The 15,993-nt window shown below is 66.0% G+C and carries 16 protein-coding genes; 5 read left to right on the plus strand and 11 right to left on the minus strand.

What is annotated here, in order from left to right:
* The first annotated feature begins 170 nt into the window (after nt 1-170).
* Nucleotides 171-941, plus strand: a complete 771-nt coding sequence (locus U8326_RS07040) for an SDR family NAD(P)-dependent oxidoreductase (RefSeq protein WP_324743206.1) — start codon at nt 171-173, stop codon at nt 939-941.
* 117 nt (nt 942-1,058) lie between these two features.
* Here U8326_RS07040 and sdhA read toward each other — a convergent pair whose 3' ends face one another.
* Genes sdhA through sdhC form a run of 3 tightly spaced genes read right to left on the minus strand, consistent with a single transcriptional unit; the run spans nt 1,059 to nt 3,655 of the window.
* The gene (sdhA, locus tag U8326_RS07045; RefSeq protein WP_324743208.1) at nt 1,059-2,879 is read right to left on the minus strand and encodes a succinate dehydrogenase flavoprotein subunit; all 1,821 of its coding nucleotides are present in this window, start codon (nt 2,877-2,879) and stop codon (nt 1,059-1,061) included.
* A 1-nt stretch (nt 2,880) separates the two neighbouring features.
* Nucleotides 2,881-3,264: a succinate dehydrogenase, hydrophobic membrane anchor protein gene (gene sdhD / locus U8326_RS07050; protein ID WP_324743210.1), complete on the minus strand. Its 384-nt coding sequence runs from the start codon at nt 3,262-3,264 to the stop codon at nt 2,881-2,883.
* A 10-nt stretch (nt 3,265-3,274) separates the two neighbouring features.
* A complete protein-coding gene (sdhC, locus tag U8326_RS07055) occupies nt 3,275-3,655 on the minus strand; it encodes a succinate dehydrogenase, cytochrome b556 subunit (RefSeq protein WP_324743212.1) in 381 nt (126 codons plus the stop codon).
* 145 nt (nt 3,656-3,800) lie between these two features.
* Here sdhC and U8326_RS07060 point away from each other — a divergent pair, with 145 nt between their 5' ends.
* Nucleotides 3,801-4,757: a 50S ribosomal protein L11 methyltransferase gene (locus U8326_RS07060; protein ID WP_324743214.1), complete on the plus strand. Its 957-nt coding sequence runs from the start codon at nt 3,801-3,803 to the stop codon at nt 4,755-4,757.
* Nucleotides 4,739-5,407 (plus strand): TIGR02117 family protein, encoded by a 669-nt coding sequence (locus U8326_RS07065; RefSeq protein WP_324743216.1) that lies wholly within the window; start codon nt 4,739-4,741, stop codon nt 5,405-5,407. Before U8326_RS07060 ends, U8326_RS07065 begins: the two co-directional genes overlap by 19 nt.
* A 21-nt stretch (nt 5,408-5,428) precedes the next feature.
* Here the strand turns inward: U8326_RS07065 and U8326_RS07070 are convergent, their stop codons facing one another.
* The 3 genes from U8326_RS07070 to recN are packed head-to-tail and all read right to left on the minus strand — an operon-like array spanning nt 5,429 to nt 9,647.
* Nucleotides 5,429-5,920 (minus strand): CinA family protein, encoded by a 492-nt coding sequence (locus U8326_RS07070; protein ID WP_324743218.1) that lies wholly within the window; start codon nt 5,918-5,920, stop codon nt 5,429-5,431.
* A 4-nt stretch (nt 5,921-5,924) separates the two neighbouring features.
* A complete protein-coding gene (ligA, locus tag U8326_RS07075; protein ID WP_324743547.1) occupies nt 5,925-7,973 on the minus strand; it encodes an NAD-dependent DNA ligase LigA in 2,049 nt (682 codons plus the stop codon).
* Nucleotides 7,974-7,982: 9 nt separating this feature from the next.
* Nucleotides 7,983-9,647: a DNA repair protein RecN gene (gene recN, locus U8326_RS07080; protein WP_324743220.1), complete on the minus strand. Its 1,665-nt coding sequence runs from the start codon at nt 9,645-9,647 to the stop codon at nt 7,983-7,985.
* Between the two features lie 152 nt (nt 9,648-9,799).
* Between recN and U8326_RS07085 the strand changes: the two genes are divergently transcribed.
* Complete coding sequence (locus tag U8326_RS07085) at nt 9,800-10,201, plus strand: nuclear transport factor 2 family protein (RefSeq protein ID WP_324743222.1); 402 nt, start codon at nt 9,800-9,802, stop codon at nt 10,199-10,201.
* A 45-nt stretch (nt 10,202-10,246) separates the two neighbouring features.
* Here the strand turns inward: U8326_RS07085 and U8326_RS07090 are convergent, their stop codons facing one another.
* The gene (locus tag U8326_RS07090; RefSeq protein WP_324743224.1) at nt 10,247-10,741 is read right to left on the minus strand and encodes a ferritin family protein; all 495 of its coding nucleotides are present in this window, start codon (nt 10,739-10,741) and stop codon (nt 10,247-10,249) included.
* Nucleotides 10,742-10,850: 109 nt separating this feature from the next.
* Nucleotides 10,851-11,957, minus strand: coding sequence for a CaiB/BaiF CoA-transferase family protein (locus U8326_RS07095; protein ID WP_324743226.1), 1,107 nt, complete (start codon nt 11,955-11,957; stop codon nt 10,851-10,853).
* 92 nt (nt 11,958-12,049) lie between these two features.
* Here U8326_RS07095 and U8326_RS07100 point away from each other — a divergent pair, with 92 nt between their 5' ends.
* Entirely contained in the window at nt 12,050-13,609 is a 1,560-nt protein-coding gene (locus U8326_RS07100; RefSeq protein WP_324743228.1) for a long-chain-fatty-acid--CoA ligase, read from the plus strand.
* 36 nt (nt 13,610-13,645) lie between these two features.
* Here the strand turns inward: U8326_RS07100 and U8326_RS07105 are convergent, their stop codons facing one another.
* From U8326_RS07105 to U8326_RS07115, 3 genes are all read right to left on the minus strand, one after another.
* Entirely contained in the window at nt 13,646-14,455 is an 810-nt protein-coding gene (locus U8326_RS07105; protein ID WP_324743230.1) for an outer membrane protein assembly factor BamD, read from the minus strand.
* A gap of 125 nt (nt 14,456-14,580) precedes the next feature.
* Nucleotides 14,581-15,018, minus strand: a complete 438-nt coding sequence (locus tag U8326_RS07110) for a nuclear transport factor 2 family protein (protein WP_324743231.1) — start codon at nt 15,016-15,018, stop codon at nt 14,581-14,583.
* Between the two features lie 62 nt (nt 15,019-15,080).
* Entirely contained in the window at nt 15,081-15,881 is an 801-nt protein-coding gene (locus U8326_RS07115) for an SDR family NAD(P)-dependent oxidoreductase (protein ID WP_324743233.1), read from the minus strand.
* Between the last annotated feature and the right edge of the window lie 112 nt (nt 15,882-15,993).

A 15,993-nucleotide genomic window follows, 5' to 3' on the forward strand; every position in this document is an offset into this window, starting at 1 on the left:
AAGCATCGACGCGCGCGGCTCCGGGGAGAAGGCGGACCGCTCCCTGGCACAGGTTCGGCAATGCTCCCGCCCACGCAAGCGCGTTTGACCGAGCGCCGGATCGCACTTAATCAATCCGGCAGGCTGATGGAGAGGCATTCGCCCTCTTGAAACAGGAAAGAGGAGCGGGCGTGGATCTCGAATTGAAGGGCAAGGTGGCGGTCGTGAGTGGTGGCACTCGCGGGATCGGCAGGGCGATCGCGGAATGTTTCGCCGATGAAGGCGCGCATGTCGCGATATGCGCCCGCAACCAAGCCGACATCGATGCGACAGTGGCCGCGCTCGAGGCGAAGGGCGTCAAGGCATGGGGGCAATCGGTGGACATCTCCGACAGCCCAGCCATCGACGGCTTCGTGGCCGGGGCGGCGCAGGCCCTTGGCGGGATCGACGTGCTGATCTCCAATGCCAGCGCACTGCCCCGGACCGATGACGAGGATGCCTGGCGCAGCATGTTCGAGATCGACATGCTGGGCGCCTTGCGCCTGTTCAATGCCGCCCAGCCCTATCTCGAAAAGGCCGCCGTGCATTCAGGCGATGCCGCCTTCACCATCATCTCGTCGATGGTGGCCGCCGAGCCATACAAGCCCAGCCCCTACAGCGCGATAAAGGCAGGCCTGATAAACTATGCGAAGGGCGTGGCGCGGGTCCACGCCGGCAAGAAGATCCGCTGCAATGTGCTGTCGCCGGGCAATGTCTATTTCAAGGGCGGGGTATGGCAAACCATACAGCAGGATATGCCGGACTATTTCGACAGCATGATAAAGGCCAATCCGACCGGGCGGATGGGAACGCCCGAGGAAATCGCCTCAGCCGTGGTCTTCCTCAGCAGCCCGCGATCTTCCTTCACCACCGGCGCCAATCTCGTCGTCGATGGCTGCCTGACCCAGCGCGCAAGTTTCTGATCCCGCAAGAACGCGCGATCGGGCGGCATCCCCGCCCTGGCGGCACGATAAGGGATCAACGGAAAAGGCCGGAGCTTGCGCCCCGGCCTTTCCGCATATCCAGAATGAAGAAGCGCCTCAGTAAACGCGCTTCTTCGGCTTGATATATTCAACATCGTCGGTGAGCGTATATTCGTGGACCGGACGGTAATCGATCCGGATCGCGCCGCCCTTGCCGCCCCAACCTTCGAACCATGCGGCGGTGTGCTTCATCCACTCGGCATCGTTGCGGTCGGGGAAATCCTCATGCGCATGGGCGCCACGGCTTTCCTTGCGGTTGTGGGCGCCGTGCAGCGTGACGGAAGCCTGCGAGATCAGATTGTCCAGCTCCAGAGTCTCGATCAGGTCGCTGTTCCAGATCAGCGAGCGGTCGCTGACACGAACGTCCTGCATCCGCTCATAGGTCTTGGCCAGCTTCACCTTGCCCTCGGCCATCAGTTCGTCCGTGCGGAACACGGCTGCGTGCTGGCTCATCGCCCGCTGCATCTCGAGGCGAACCTCGGCGGTCGGCGAACCGCCATTGGCATGGCGGAAGTAATCGAGGCGAGTCAGGGCCAGATCGGCGCTGTCCTTCGGCAGCTCGTCATACTTGTCGTCAGGCTTCACCAGCTCCTTGAGCCGGTGGCCGGTGGCGCGCCCGAACACCACGAGGTCGATCAGCGAGTTGGAGCCGAGGCGATTGGCGCCATGGACCGAGACGCAGGCCGCTTCGCCCACGGCGAACAGGCCCGGCACCACGGTTTCGGGGTCGCCATCCGCGCCGATCGTCACGACTTCGCCGTGATAATTGGTCGGGATGCCGCCCATGTTGTAGTGCACGGTCGGCACGACCGGCAAAGGCTGACGGGCCAGGTCGACACCGGCAAAGATCTTGCCGCTCTCGGTGATGCCCGGCAGGCGCTCGGCCAGAACCTTCGGATCGATATGATCGAGGTGCAGGAAGATGTGATCCTTGTTGGGGCCGACCCCGCGGCCCTCACGGATTTCCAGCGCCATGGAACGCGAAACCACGTCGCGGCTGGCCAGATCCTTCGCGGACGGGGCATAACGCTCCATGAAGCGCTCGCCTTCGGAATTGGTCAGATAGCCGCCTTCCCCGCGCGCGCCTTCGGTAATCAGCACGCCCGCGCCGTAGATGCCGGTCGGGTGGAACTGCACGAATTCCATGTCCTGCAGCGGCAGGCCCGCGCGCAGCACCATGCCGCCGCCGTCGCCGGTGCAGGTATGGGCGGAAGTGGCGGTGAAGTAGCAGCGGCCATAGCCGCCGGTGGCCAGCACCACCGCATGAGCGCGGAAGCGGTGGATCGATCCGTCATCGAGGCACAGCGCGATCACGCCGACGCATTTGCCATTGTCCATGATGAGGTCGATGGCGAAATATTCGATGAAGAAGTCGGCGTCGTATTTCAGGCTCTGCTGATACAGCGCGTGCAGCATGGCATGGCCGGTGCGGTCCGCCGCGGCGCAGGTGCGCTGCACTGGCGGGCCTTCACCCATGTTCTGCATGTGGCCGCCGAACGGGCGCTGGTAGATCGTGCCGTCCTGGTTGCGGCTGAACGGCACGCCGGCATGTTCCAGCTCGTAAACCGCGGCGGGCGCTTCGCGCACCATATATTCGATCGCGTCCTGGTCGCCCAGCCAGTCCGACCCCTTCACGGTGTCGAACATGTGCCAGGTCCAGTGGTCGGGCGTGTTGTTGCACAGCGAGGCGGCGATGCCGCCCTGCGCGGCCACGGTGTGGCTGCGGGTGGGAAAGACCTTGGTGATGCAGGCCGTCCTGAGGCCGGCCTCGGCGCTGCCCATGGTGGCGCGCAGGCCGGAGCCGCCCGCGCCGACGACCACGGTATCATAGGTATGGTCGATGATCTTGTATGCGGACTGGGTGGAAGTGGTGGCCATCTCAGGCGCCTCCCAGCGCAAGGCGGGCAATGCAGAACAGGCCGAAGGTGGCCCCGGCGAAAGCGGCAAGGTTGAGCGCGGCGATGGCGGCGAACTTGTTGCCATGATCGTGGACATAATCCTCGATCACGACCTGCAGGCCCAGCCGGGCGTGCCAGAAGGTGCTGACGATCAGCAGCGCCATGGCCGTGGCCGGGACCGGCGCGGAAATATATTCGCTTACCGTGCCGTAGCTGAGATCCGGCAGCAGCAGGATCGAAACGATCAGCCAGGCCATGAGCAGCAGATTGCCGATGGCGGTGAAGCGCTGCAGCAGCCAGTGATGCGCGCCGCTATGCGCGGAGCCGAGGCCCCGCACGCGTCCGATGGAAGTTCCGTTACCCATGTTCTTGGCCTCAGCGAAGCAGGATCACCGCCCAGAAGGCGATGGTCAGAATGATGGCGATCAATGGCGACAGCACCGACCACAGCTTGTTGCGGGTCAGTTCGTAGCCCGCGCCGATATCCAGCACGAAGTGACGCAGCCCCGACATCAGGTGGGTGAAGAAGGCCCAGCTCAGGCCCACCAGCACGATGTAGCCGATGGGCGAGGTCATCAGGTCGGAGAATGTCGTGTAATATTCGGGGCCGGCGGCGAGCGCCCCCAGCCACCAGAGCAGCACGAACAGGCCGACAATGGCCATCCCGTCACCCGTGACACGGTGAAGGATGGACACCAGCATGGCGGGGCCCCAACGCCAGATTTGCAGATGCGGTGACAGCGGACGGTTTGCCATGCGGGCCTTCCTGTTGCGTATGCATGATGCGGTCTTGCGCCGCGACGATGTGCGGATTGCGATCCCCCATAATGAAAAGACGGGCCAAGGCAAGCCGTGCAATGGCAGTTTCCGTCATCGCAAAGCGGCGCTAGGGAATGGCCGCATGACTCAATCATGGAAGATTACCGCCCTCGCATCGCGCCAGGCAGTGCAGGATGCGCTGCTCGCGCATGAGGAAACGCCGGACTGGGATCACGCCATCGTGCTGTCCGGATGCGAGGTCGCCAAGGACCGGCCCGAGGAATGGCTGCTGGAAGCATGGCTGCCCCGGCGGCCCACCAGGGCGGACAAATCGGCGTTCCTGGCGCTTTTCGCGGGGGAGCCGCCCGCAATCGCATCGGAAAGACTGCCCGATCAGGATTGGGTGACATTGAGCCAGCAGAACGCGCAGCCGATCGTGGCGGGGCGTTTCCATATCCATACGCCCGAGCACCCGGCAATGGAGGAGGCTGGCGTCGTCGATTTCACCATACCCGCCGGCCAGGCTTTCGGCACGGGCCATCATGAAACCACCGCCGGCTGCCTCGCCATGCTCGATGCGATGAAGGCCGGCGGCGTCTCGGCCCGCAATATCGCGGATATCGGCACCGGAACCGGATTGCTCGCCTTCGCCGCGCGGGCGCTGTGGCCCCATGCGCTCGTCACCGCGAGCGATGTCGATCCGGTCTGCGTCGACGTGGTGGAAAGCAATGCGGCGGCGAATGACGTGCCGATGGGCGCCGGGCCGGGACAACTGACCATGCTGGTGGCCGACGGCATGGCCCATCCCCTGCTTCAGGCGCGCGCGCCCTACGATCTGCTGATCGCCAATATCCTCGCCGGCCCGCTGGTGGAACTGGCGCCGGATTTCGGCAAAGCCGTTCTGCCCGGCGGCTCCCTTCTGCTATCCGGATTGCTGGGAACGCAGGAAGATGCCGTGCTGCGGGCCTGCCGCCTTGCTGGATTCCGCTCCACGGCCCGGATGCGCAAGGGCGACTGGTCCATCTTGTGGCTACGCAAGCGGACGCTGGCCCGCCCGGCGCGGCGCAGCGTTCAGCCGCGATGGCTCCCCGGCTCCTGAAGGCCCTGCGCCTTACGCTGGCGAGCCTCGTCCTCGCCATCGCCGCATTCCTGCTGACGGCGTGGGCCGGTTCCGCGATTCCACGCAACGCGGAGTGGCGGGAGCCGGACCAGGGCGTGACGATCATGGTGGAAACCAACGGAATCCACACCGCCATCGTCATGCCGCTGGTGACGCCCATAAAGGATTGGCGCATGGATTTTCCGGCCCGCGACCTCACCGATCCCGCCCGGCCCTATACCCATGTTTCGGTGAGCTGGGGCGAACGGGAGGTCTTCCTCGAAACCCCGACATGGGCCGATCTTTCGCCGATCACCGTGCTCCGCATCCTGTTCTCGGGCGGAGATGGCGTCCTTCATGTCGCCCATTATGTGCGCCCCGCGCCCGCCGACGACATTCGCCCGCTGCGGATCAGCGAGGCCCAATACAGGCGCCTTGTCCGCCGGATCGAGGCCAGCGTTCCCGCCGCGCCGCGCCGATCCCATCCCGGCTATGGCAGCCATGACGTCTTCTACGAGACAACGGGCCGCTACACCTTCACCAACACCTGCAACCAGTGGACCAGCGATACGCTGGCCGGGGCGGGAATTCGCACCGGATGGTGGACTCCCTTCGCCGGCGGCGTGATGAAATGGGTTCCCGAGGTATAGGGCGGCTGGCCCGGCCGACCATCAGGCCGACACCAGCACGTCCCTGAGCAGGGCCAGCGCCGCCCGCGCGAAGGCATGCATATTGGCGACCCGGTCATCATGGCCCGTGGCGACCGTTGCCGAACGTTCGAGGCCGGGCCCGACTACAGCGATGGCGCTCCTGCCGGAATCGACGCCGAATGGATGCTTGCCCGGCCCCGTCGAGCCGGACTCGGCCAGCCCCCAATCGCTGCCGAGACGGTCGCGGATCGCTCGGGCCTGCAACACGGCATAGGCTTCGGTGACGGAGCGCATTCCGGCAAGTTCGCTGCGGGAAAGGCCGAGCAGCGCATCGCGCCCCTTAAACGAATAGATCACGCCACCCCCAACGTAAAAGGACGTCGCGCCCGGCATGGCGACCAGTGCCGCCGAAACCAGGCCGCCGGTCGCGCCATCCGCCACGGCCACGGTCTGCCCCCGCTCTTTCAGCAGCGCGCCCACGTCCGCGCCCAGATGGGCCAATTCCGCAAACATCACCTTACCCCGCCGCCTTGACGATCTCCGCCCAGCCAGCCTCGTCGATCACCTCGATCCCAAGTTCGGCGGCCTTCTTGAGCTTGGAACCCGCCCCCGGCCCCGCCACCACCAGATCGGTCTTGGGGGAAACGGAACCGGCCGCCTTGGCGCCCAGGGCCTCCGCCTGCGCCTTGGCTTCGTCCCGGCTCATCGTCTCGAGCTTGCCGGTGAACACCACCGTCTTGCCCGCCACGACGCTGTCCTTCGTCTCGACGATATAGGGCGGCGGGGACACTTCGGACAGGAGATCGTCCCAGACCTGCTTGTTGTGATCCTCGTGGAAGAAATCGCCCAGCGCCTCCACCACCACCGGGCCGACGCCATCTATGGAAATCAGTTCGGCGGCGGCTTCCGCATCTCCGGCATGGGCCTGCTCCGCCAGTTCGCGCAATCGCGGCAGGGTGGTGCAGCGCTTCATCAGGTCGCGGGCCGTCACCGCGCCGACATGGCGGATACCCAGCCCGAACAGCAGCCGCGCTGCATCGGGCCGACGCTTGGCCTCGATCGCTTTCAACAGATTGTCCACAGACTTGTCCTGCCATCCATCCAGCGCCAGAATGGCGTCGCGGCGCTGGTGCAGGCGGAAAATATCGACCGGGCTTTCCAGCCAGCCGCGCGCGAAGAAATCCGCGATGGTCTTCTCGCCCAGCCCTTCGATGTCGAGCGCGGTGCGACTGACGAAATGGCGCAGCCGCTCGGTCCGTTGCGCCGGGCAGATCAGCCCGCCGGTGCAGCGGACGTCCACCTCGCCCTCCTCCGCCACGGCCTCGCTGTCGCATTCGGGGCAGTGATCGGGAAACGGGAAAGCCGGGCGATCCTCGGCCCGCGTCAGATTCTCCACCACTTGCGGAATCACGTCGCCCGCGCGCTGGATCACCACCCGGTCGCCGGGGCGCACACCGAGCCGCGCGATCTCGTCGCGATTGTGGAGCGTGACATTGGTGACGGTGACGCCGCCCACCAGCACTGGGGCGAGCCGCCCGACCGGGGTCAGCTTGCCGGTGCGGCCAACCTGGATGTCGATGCTTTCGAGCGTGGTCTCGGCCCGCTCCGCCGGGAACTTGCGGGCAAGGCCCCAGCGTGGAGCCTTGGCCACGAAGCCCAGCCGCTGCTGCCAATCCAGCCGGTCCACCTTGTAGACCACGCCATCGATCTCATAGGGCAGGCCCGCGCGCCCCTCGCCGATCCGGCGATAGGCGGCCAGCATCTCGTCGAGCGAACGGCACAGGGCCAGGTCCGGCGAGATCGGCAGGCCCCAGGCCGCGATCTGCTGCATCACCTCGAACTGGGTCGTCCCCGGCACCGCGCTGGCCGCGCCCCAGCCATGCGCCCAGAACCGCAGGGGCCGCCGGGCCGTGACCGAGGCATCCTTCTGGCGGAGCGATCCGGCGGCGGCATTGCGCGGATTGGCGAAGATCTTGCCCCCGGCTTCCTCCTGCGCGCGGTTGAGCGCAAGGAAATCGGCCTTGGACATATAGACCTCGCCGCGAATCTCGAACACCTCCGGCGCCTTGCCGGAAAGCTGCTGCGGAATATCGGCGATATGGGCGACATTGGCGGTCACGTTCTCGCCCACCTGCCCATCGCCGCGCGTCGCCGCCAGCACCAGCCTGCCATCTTCGTAACGCAGCGAGCAGGACAGGCCGTCGATCTTGTCCTCGGCCGTCATCGTCACCGGCTCGTCCTCCGGCAGGGCGAGGAAGCGCCGCACGCGGCCCACGAAATCCGCCACTTCCTCATCCGTGAAGGCATTGTCGAGGCTCATCATGCGAACCTCATGCGTCACCTTCGACAGCGGCGAGGCCGCCACCTCGTGCCCCACCTGCCGGGATGGGCTGTCCGGCCGGATCAGATGCGGGAACGCCGCCTCCAGCTCCGCATTGCGGCGGACCAGGGCATCGAACTCGGGGTCCGAAATCTCCGGATCGTCCTCCGCGTGATAGAGCCGGTTGTGTCGGGCGATCTGCCTCGCCAGCCGCATCAGCTCATTGGCGGCATCGGCTTCGGTCATACGGTCCACTTATACACCTTCCAGTAGCCGATCCGCCTGCGCCCGCGCTTCGGCGGTGATTTCCGCGCCGGACAGCATCCGCGCGATTTCCTCCTGACGGCCCCCGGCATCCAGCAGCATGACCGAGGTGCGGGTCACGGTGCCTTCGGACGATTTGGCGATCATGTAGTGCGTGGCGCCCCGCGCGGCGACCTGCGGGCTGTGCGTGACCACCAGCAGTTGCCCCCCTTCCGCCAGCCGCGCCAGCCGTTCCCCGATCGCGCTGGCGACCGCGCCGCCCACGCCCCGGTCGATCTCGTCGAAGATCACCGTCGCCGCCCCGCCCCGCTCGGCCAGAGCCACTTTCAAGGCGAGGATGAAGCGCGACAGCTCGCCGCCCGATGCGATCTTCGTCAGCGGCGCGAAACCGGCGCCGGGATTGGTGGCGATCAGGAACTCCACGCTGTCCATGCCATGCGCGCCCCAGCGCTCCTCCGGCAGCGCGGTGACGGCGGTGCGGAAGCGCGCGGCATCCAGCTTGAGCGGCGCAAGCTCCCCGGCAACCGCCTTGTCCAGCCGGGCGGCAGCGGCGGTTCGCACCTCGTGCAAGGCTTGCGCCCGCGCCCGATAGCTCTCCTGCGCGGCACGCTCGGCCTGCTCCAGCGCTCCGATTTCCGCTTCCCCGCCTTCGATGGCATCCAGCGCGGCACGCATCCGGTGCATCGCTTCGGGCAGATCGTCAACCTGGCAATCGTGCTTGCGGGCCAGCGCGCGCAGCTCGAACAACCGCGCCTCGATCCGGTCCAGTTCGGCCGGATCATGGGTCAGCGCCTCCGCCGCCCGTGCCAGCCGGTCCTCCGCCTCGCCCGCCTCGATCACCGCGCGATCCAGCGCTTCCAGCGCTTCGCCGAGCAGGGGATGCTCCCCCGCGATCCGGTCCAGCCGCCGGGCCGCGCCGCGAAGGCTGGCAAGCGCGGAATCCGAACCGTCCCAGAGATGGCGCAAGGCCTCCAGATCGCCCGCCAGCTTCTCGCCCTTCTGCATATCGGCGCGGGCGCCCGCGAGTTGCTCTTCCTCGCCCCCCACCGGCTCGATGGCTGTCAGCTCGGCCAGATGGGCCAGCAGCAGATCCTGGTCCGCCCTGGCCCGTTCGATCCCGGCGCGCGCCACGGCAAGGCGCTCACCCGCCGCGCGCCACACCTCCCAGGCCGCCGCAACGCCATCCACGTCCCCACCGGCATAGCGATCCAGCAAGGCGCGGTGGCCGCGCGGATTGACGAGGCCGCGGTCGTCATGCTGGCCATGCAGTTCCACCAGCGCGGGCGCGATCTCGCGCAGCAAGGCCACGCCCACCGGCTGGTCGTTGATGAAGGCTTTCGATCCGCCATCGGATTTGAGCCGCCGCCGGACGATCAGCGGCTCGCCCGGCTCGATCTCCACCTCCGCCTCCGCGAGCGCATTGCGCAAACCTTCCGGCAATTCGGCGAAATCGAAGGCGGCGGTGACGCTGGCCTGCTCCTCCCCCGCGCGCACCAGCCCCGCATCGGCGCGATTGCCGAGCACGAGGCCCAGCGCGTCGAGCAGGATCGACTTGCCCGCGCCGGTTTCGCCCGTGAGCACGCCCAGCCCCGGCTCGAAGGCAAGGTCCAGCGACTCTATCAGCACGATATTTCGGATGGAAAGTTGGCTCAGCATCGCAATGGGCGGGCTTTTACCCCATGCTTGGCGGCGCGTCACCGGGGCAGCGCGGAATTACGAACAATTCAGCTTGTAACGGTTTTCAAATCGCCTGCCCCGGGCTAGGCCATTGTCATTCGGAAAGAACCACGCAATCGGGAGAATTGACCATGGCAAGCCAGCTGATCCGGAATCTGACCAAGGCATGGGCGGGCGACGAGCAAATGCTGCTCGACCAGTATGTCGAGGATTGCACCTTCACCGACAAGGCGTTCGACATCGTCCATCATGGCCACAAGGGCCTGCGCGAGGTTTTCGCCTTCAGCTTCGGCATGATGCCCGATTTCCGCGTCGAATACGGCAACGAGGTGCTGGGCGAACACGCAGGCTCGGTGGAGTGGACATTCACCGGCAGTTTCCAGGGCGAATATGACGGCGTGAAGCACAACGGCACGCCGGTGCGGATCGAAGGGGTGTCCTTCATGACCTTCCGCGACGGCAAGATCGCGACCAACACGGACTACTGGAACGTGAAGCACATCGAGCAGCAACTGGCCGCCGTCACGGCCTGATCCCGCCCGGCACGGCATGGCTTCCGCGAGCCATGCCGCTCACGCTCAGCCCAGCAGTTCGGCCGCCTTCGCCAGACGATGGCCGTGATCGCTCTCTTCCTTGCCGTTCTGCAGGAACAGCGCCTTGGCCTGCTCATCATCGAAGCTGGCCGCAACGCCCGCGTACAGGCTCTCGCCCGCGAATTCGGCATCGGCCAGTTTCTGCAACGCCTCGCGAGTGAGCGGCATTTCCGGCAGCGGCGTATAGATCGGATTGTCCTCGATCGCGGGGATCGGGAACCGCTTCCCGGTCAGGATCTCGATGGCCTTGCCGACGCGCCGGGCATGCAGCAGTTCCTCCTTGCCGTTTTCCAGCAGCAGGTCCTGCACCGCGGCGTTGTCGGTCCCGGCCGCCAGATTGGCATAGAGTTCCATTCCCAGCGCTTCGGTCAGGGCGAGTATCTTCAAATCATCGATGGTCACGTTCGGCCCCATGGAACCTACATATTCGAAGGCTTCCTGGGTCGTCTTCGGCGCATTCGCCGGCAGGTCGATGGTCAATGCTTCTCTCCCACTTCGCATGGTTCGGGGTAATGCCGCCCGGCCGGCTTTCAGGCCCGGATATGCGCACCGCCGCAGCGGGGGATGATCCACTCATCCCCGATCCCGGTCAAGCGCCGCGAATCCGCCAATCGGCGAGGATCGCCTCCCGGTCCGCATCCACCGGCGGAGTCGGCCGGACCAGTTCGCCCGGCGTTTCGGATAGCCGGGGCGCCGGGGCGGGATGCAGCCTGCCCGCGAATTCCTCGAAAGTGCCGCGCGCGCGCAGATGCGGGTCGTCCCACGCCTCGGCGATGGAAAGAACCGCGCTGAAGCAGATTTCCCTGCCCTCGGCGCGGGCCAGCCACTCATTGCGAGTGCGCGAGGCGAAACGCTCCGCAAACAGGGCGCGCAGGCCCGGCCAGTTCGCCCGGTCGGCCCGATCCGGCAGCGCTTGCGGATCGAGTTCGAGCAGTTCCAGCAGCCCGGCATAGAATTGCCGCTCCATCGCCCCCACTGCGATATACAGCCCATCCTTGGCCACATAGACGCCATAATCCGGGCTGCCGCCGTCGACGCTGTTGTCATGGCGCCGCCCGCTCCACATGCCGCCCTGGGTCATCGCCTGGAACGCGGACATCATGTGGCAAACGCCGTCCACCATCGCCACGTCGATCACCTGGCCCTTGCCGGTGTTGCGCGCATGATGCAGCGCCATCAGCACGCCGGAGACGAGATACATCGCGCCGCCGCCGATGTCGGCAACCAGATTGAGCGCGGGGGTCGGCGGCCGGTCGGGATAGCCGGTGGCATGGAGCGCGCCGGTGATCGCCGCATAATTGATGTCGTGCCCCACCGCATCGGCAAGCGGGCCGCTCTGCCCCCAGCCGGTCATGCGCGCGAACACCAGCCGGGGGTTCGCCCCGAGCAGGACATCCGGCCCCAGGCCCAGCCGCTCCATCACGCCGGGCCGGTATCCCTCGATCACTATATCCGCTTCCGTCGCCAGGCGGCGGGCGGTTTCCCGCCCTTCTTCCGACTTGAGATCGAGCGCGATGGACCGCTTGTTGCGATTGTAGAAGTCGAATTCCGGCGGCGCGGTCATCGGCCGGTCCGGCCCCGGCCGATCCACCCGCACCACATCGGCGCCGAAGTCCGCCAGATAGCCGCCCGCGAACGGCGCCGGCCCAATTCCCCCGAATTCCAGCACTTTCACATCTTGAAGCGGCCCGCCCATTTCACCCTTTCCAAAAGATCTGCCCCACTGGCCGTAACAGCAGCAAGTCCCTATAGCGAACGGAAATCGCTTAGAAACAGGAGAAGTCCCGGATGCGGGGAACCGGCATTCTAGCTCAGGCCATCGCGAAGAATCCGAACGGCGTGGCGACCATCTGCGGCGATCGCCAGCGGCTGTGGAAGGAAGTCGGCCAGCGCGTTCCCCGCGCGGCATCCGGCCTGCGCGGGCTGGAAATCCGCGACGGCGCGACCGTGGCGGTGCTGGCGATGAATTCGGACCGCTATCTGGAGCTGTTCTTCGCCGTGCCCTGGGCCGGCGGCGTCCTCGCGCCGCTCAACATCCGCTGGTCGGAGAAGGAAAACGCCTTCGCCCTGAACGATTGCGAGGCGGCGGTCCTGTGCGTGGACGACGCCTTTCTCGATCAGGTTCCCGCATTGCTGCGGGATGCGCCCCGGCTGAAGGCGCTGGTCTATCTGGGCGACGGCGAGACGCCGGAAGGCATGACGTCATACGAAGATCTGATCGCCGGCCATGCCCCGCTCGAGGATGCGGGCCGCGCCGAGGAGGATCTCTACGCCATATTCTACACCGGCGGCACCACCGGAATGCCCAAGGGCGTGGCCATGTCGCACCGCGCACTCGGCTACGGCTCGATCTCCTATCTCTCGCTGCTGCCCTCGGTCGAGGACCTGAGCTTCCTCTATATCGGCGGCTTCTTCCATTTCTCGGGGGCCAGCGCGGTGTTCTACATCACCATGACCGGCGGGAAGCATGTCGTGCTGCCGAAGTTCGATCCGCTGCCGGTGATGCAGGCGATCAGCACCCATCGGGTGACCAACATGGTGATGGTGCCCACCATGGTTTCCATGCTGCTGAACCACCCGGATTTCGAGAAATACGATCTCTCCAGCCTGCGCACCTGCGTCTATGGCGGCTCGCCCATGCCCGAGGCGCTGATGGCGGAAGCCGCACGCAAGCTGCCCGGCTGGGAGTTCTACCAGATCTACGGGATGACCGAGACATGCGGCTTCGCCACCATGCTGCGCTGGCGCGACCATGTCTTTTCCGGCCCCCGGGCCAGCCGCATCCGATCCTGCGGGCAGCCCGCGCCGGGCTTCGAGGTCAAGGTCGTGTCGCCCGAGGGTGAACTCATGCCGCCGGGCCAGCTCGGCGAGATCGCCATCCGCAGCGACTTCCTGATGAGCGGCTATCTCAACCGCCCGGACCAGACCGCCGAAGTGCTGCGCGACGGCTGGATGCATTCCGGCGACGCCGGCTATCTCGACGAGGACGGCTTCCTCTATGTCGCCGACCGGGTGAAGGACATGATCGTGACCGGCGGAGAGAACGTGTTCTCGATCGAAGTGGAACGCGCGCTCTACAAGCATCCCTCCGTGCGCGAGGCGGCGGTGATCGGCATTCCGAGCGAGGAATGGGGCGAGGCGGTTCATGCCGTGGTCGTGCCCCGGCCGGGCGCGAATATCTCCGCCGAGGCGCTGATCGCCCATTGCCGCGAATTGATCGGCGCCTACAAATGCCCGAAATCGGTGGAATTCCGCGAGGAGCCGCTGCCCGTCACGCCGGTGGGGAAGGTCCGCAAGAATGTGCTGCGGGACCCCTGGTGGGAAGGCCGGGACAGGAAGATCGGCTGAGCGAAGCGGGAAAGAAGCCGCCGCCGCTATGGGCGATCAGCTCGCCTGCACGCCTTCCGCATGCCTCTGGACCAGCTTGTAGGCCTTTTCATACCACTCGCTGCCCGGATAGTTCTTGCCCAGCACGGCCGCATATTTGACCGCCTCTTCCGGCACGCCCAGCGCAAGGCTGGTTTCGGTCATGCGGTAGAGCGCTTCGGGCGCATGGCTGGTGGTGTCGTATTGCTCCACCACGGTCTGGAAGCGGATGCGCGCGGCCAGCCACTTCCCGGTCTTTTCATAGAACCGCCCGATCTCCATTTCCTTGCCGGCGAGGTGATCGCGCACCAGGTCGATCTTGAGGCGGGAGTCGGCAGCATATTCGCTTTGCGGGAAGCGCCGGTTCACTTCCTCCAGCGCATTCAGCGCCTGCTGGGTGATCTTCTGGTCGCGCTCCACATCGCTGATCTGCTCGTAATAGCTGAGCGCGATCAGGTAATAGGCGTAAGGCGCGTCCTTGTTGCCGGGGTGGATCGACAGGAAGCGCTGGGCGGACTGGATCGCCTGCGGATAGTTCCTCGCCAGATAATAGCTGAAAGAGCTCATCAGCTGGGCGCGGCGCGCCCAGGGCGAATAGGGGTGCTGGCGCTCCACCTCGTCGAACAGGGCGGCCGCCTGCTTCACATCGCCGCGGTCCAGCCGCGCCTTCGCCGCGGCGTAGAGCGTTTCGACGTCGCGCGCGACATAGGCGGTGTCCTTCTTCGCCTTGCCCCCGGCGCAACCGGCCGTGAGGGCCAGGGCGGCGGCCACGCTGGCAAGGACGACATGCCGGAAGGGCGAGCGGGAGGTGCGGGTCAGCGACAACATGGCACGCCTATAGCCAGCACGCTGGTGAACGCCAAGTGAAGTTCGCCGCTTGCCCGGGTAAAACCGGCCCATCCCGGCAACCGGCGCGCAGCCGTGCCAGCCTTCCCGGCGCTCCGCCTCATGGCTCAGCGCGCGTCGCTCATCTCACCGCTGGAGCGGATCACCAGACCCAGCCCCTGCTCCGCCGTGCCGAGATCGAGATAATCGCGCCAGCGCCAGATCTTGCCGTCCTTCATCTCCATCACGCCCGTGACCGGCAGCGGCACGGTGGGCTTCTCGCCATCGGTGCGGGTCAGGTAATCGACTCGCTCCGTGAACACGATGTTGCCGGAAGAAGCGATGTGCAGCGTCTCGATCTCGCAGGTGAAGGCCGTGAAGATCCCCTGGATATAGTCGCGGATCTCGTCCAGCCCCCGGCGTGGGGGCAGCGGCATGTCGATATAATGCGCGTCCGGCGTGAAACAGTCGAGCATCGCCTCGACATCCTGCCTGGCCCACAGGTCGCAGAAACGCAGCACCGCGCGTTCGTCGTCGGTGCGGCCATCATCGGGCGTAAGCGGCATAAGTCATCTCTCCTTGGCTTCGCCCGCCAGGATTAAGGACAACCGGGGAAAAGGCAACGGGTTCAGCCGAAAACGCGCTTCAGCTCTTCCATATGGTCGTTGAGGTCGGGCCAGCCGGTCTTGCAGGTCAGCCCGCCATCCACCGGGATCACCGCCCCGGTGATATAGGATGCGGCGTCGGACGCGAGGAATGCCACCGTCTCGCCGATCTCGCTCGGGTTTCCAAGCCGCTTCATCGGCACGGCCTGGATGAAGGCGTCGAACACGCCCGGCGCCTGCTTCATCCCGGCGAACAGCGGCGTGTCGATCGCGCCCGGGCAGATGCAGTTCACCCGGATGCCTTCCCTGGCGAAATCCAGCGCCATGTTGCGGGTGAGGTTGATGACCCCGCCCTTGGCCGCCGCGTAGCTGGCCATGCCGTAATCGCCGAACATGCCGGAAACCGAGGCGTTGTTGATGATCGCGCCGCCGCCGTTGCGGCGCATGTGCGGCACCGCCGCGCGGCTGCCGTAGAACACGGCGCTCAGATCCACGCCGATCACCTGCTGCCACAGCTCGGTGGTCGTGTCGGTGACGGAGCCGATCCCGCCGATCCCGGCATTGTTGAACAGGATGTCGAGCTTGCCGAACGCTTCCACCGCCGCTTCGATCAGCGCGGCGGCATCCACCTCATCCGCGATATTGCCGACCTTGCCGATCGCCTTGTCGCGGCCCAGCTTCTCGCAGATCGCGTCCAGCGCCTCGGCATTGAGATCGCCCAGCACCACCCTTGCGCCATCGCGCACGAAAGCGCGCGCCGCGGCCGCCCCCATGCCCGAAGCGCCGCCGGTGATGACCGCAACCTTGCCCTGCAGATTTGGCATCGTATTTCCTCTTCCCGTCTTTTCCGATGAATTGTCGGCAAGGCGATACCGTTCCGGCAGGCCCAAAGTCAAAGCAAAGACGCGCAAAGCAGAGGCGAGTGAGGAAAGACGC

It is taken from the genome of Tsuneonella sp. CC-YZS046, assembly GCF_035581365.1.
Classification (GTDB): domain Bacteria; phylum Pseudomonadota; class Alphaproteobacteria; order Sphingomonadales; family Sphingomonadaceae; genus JAWKXU01.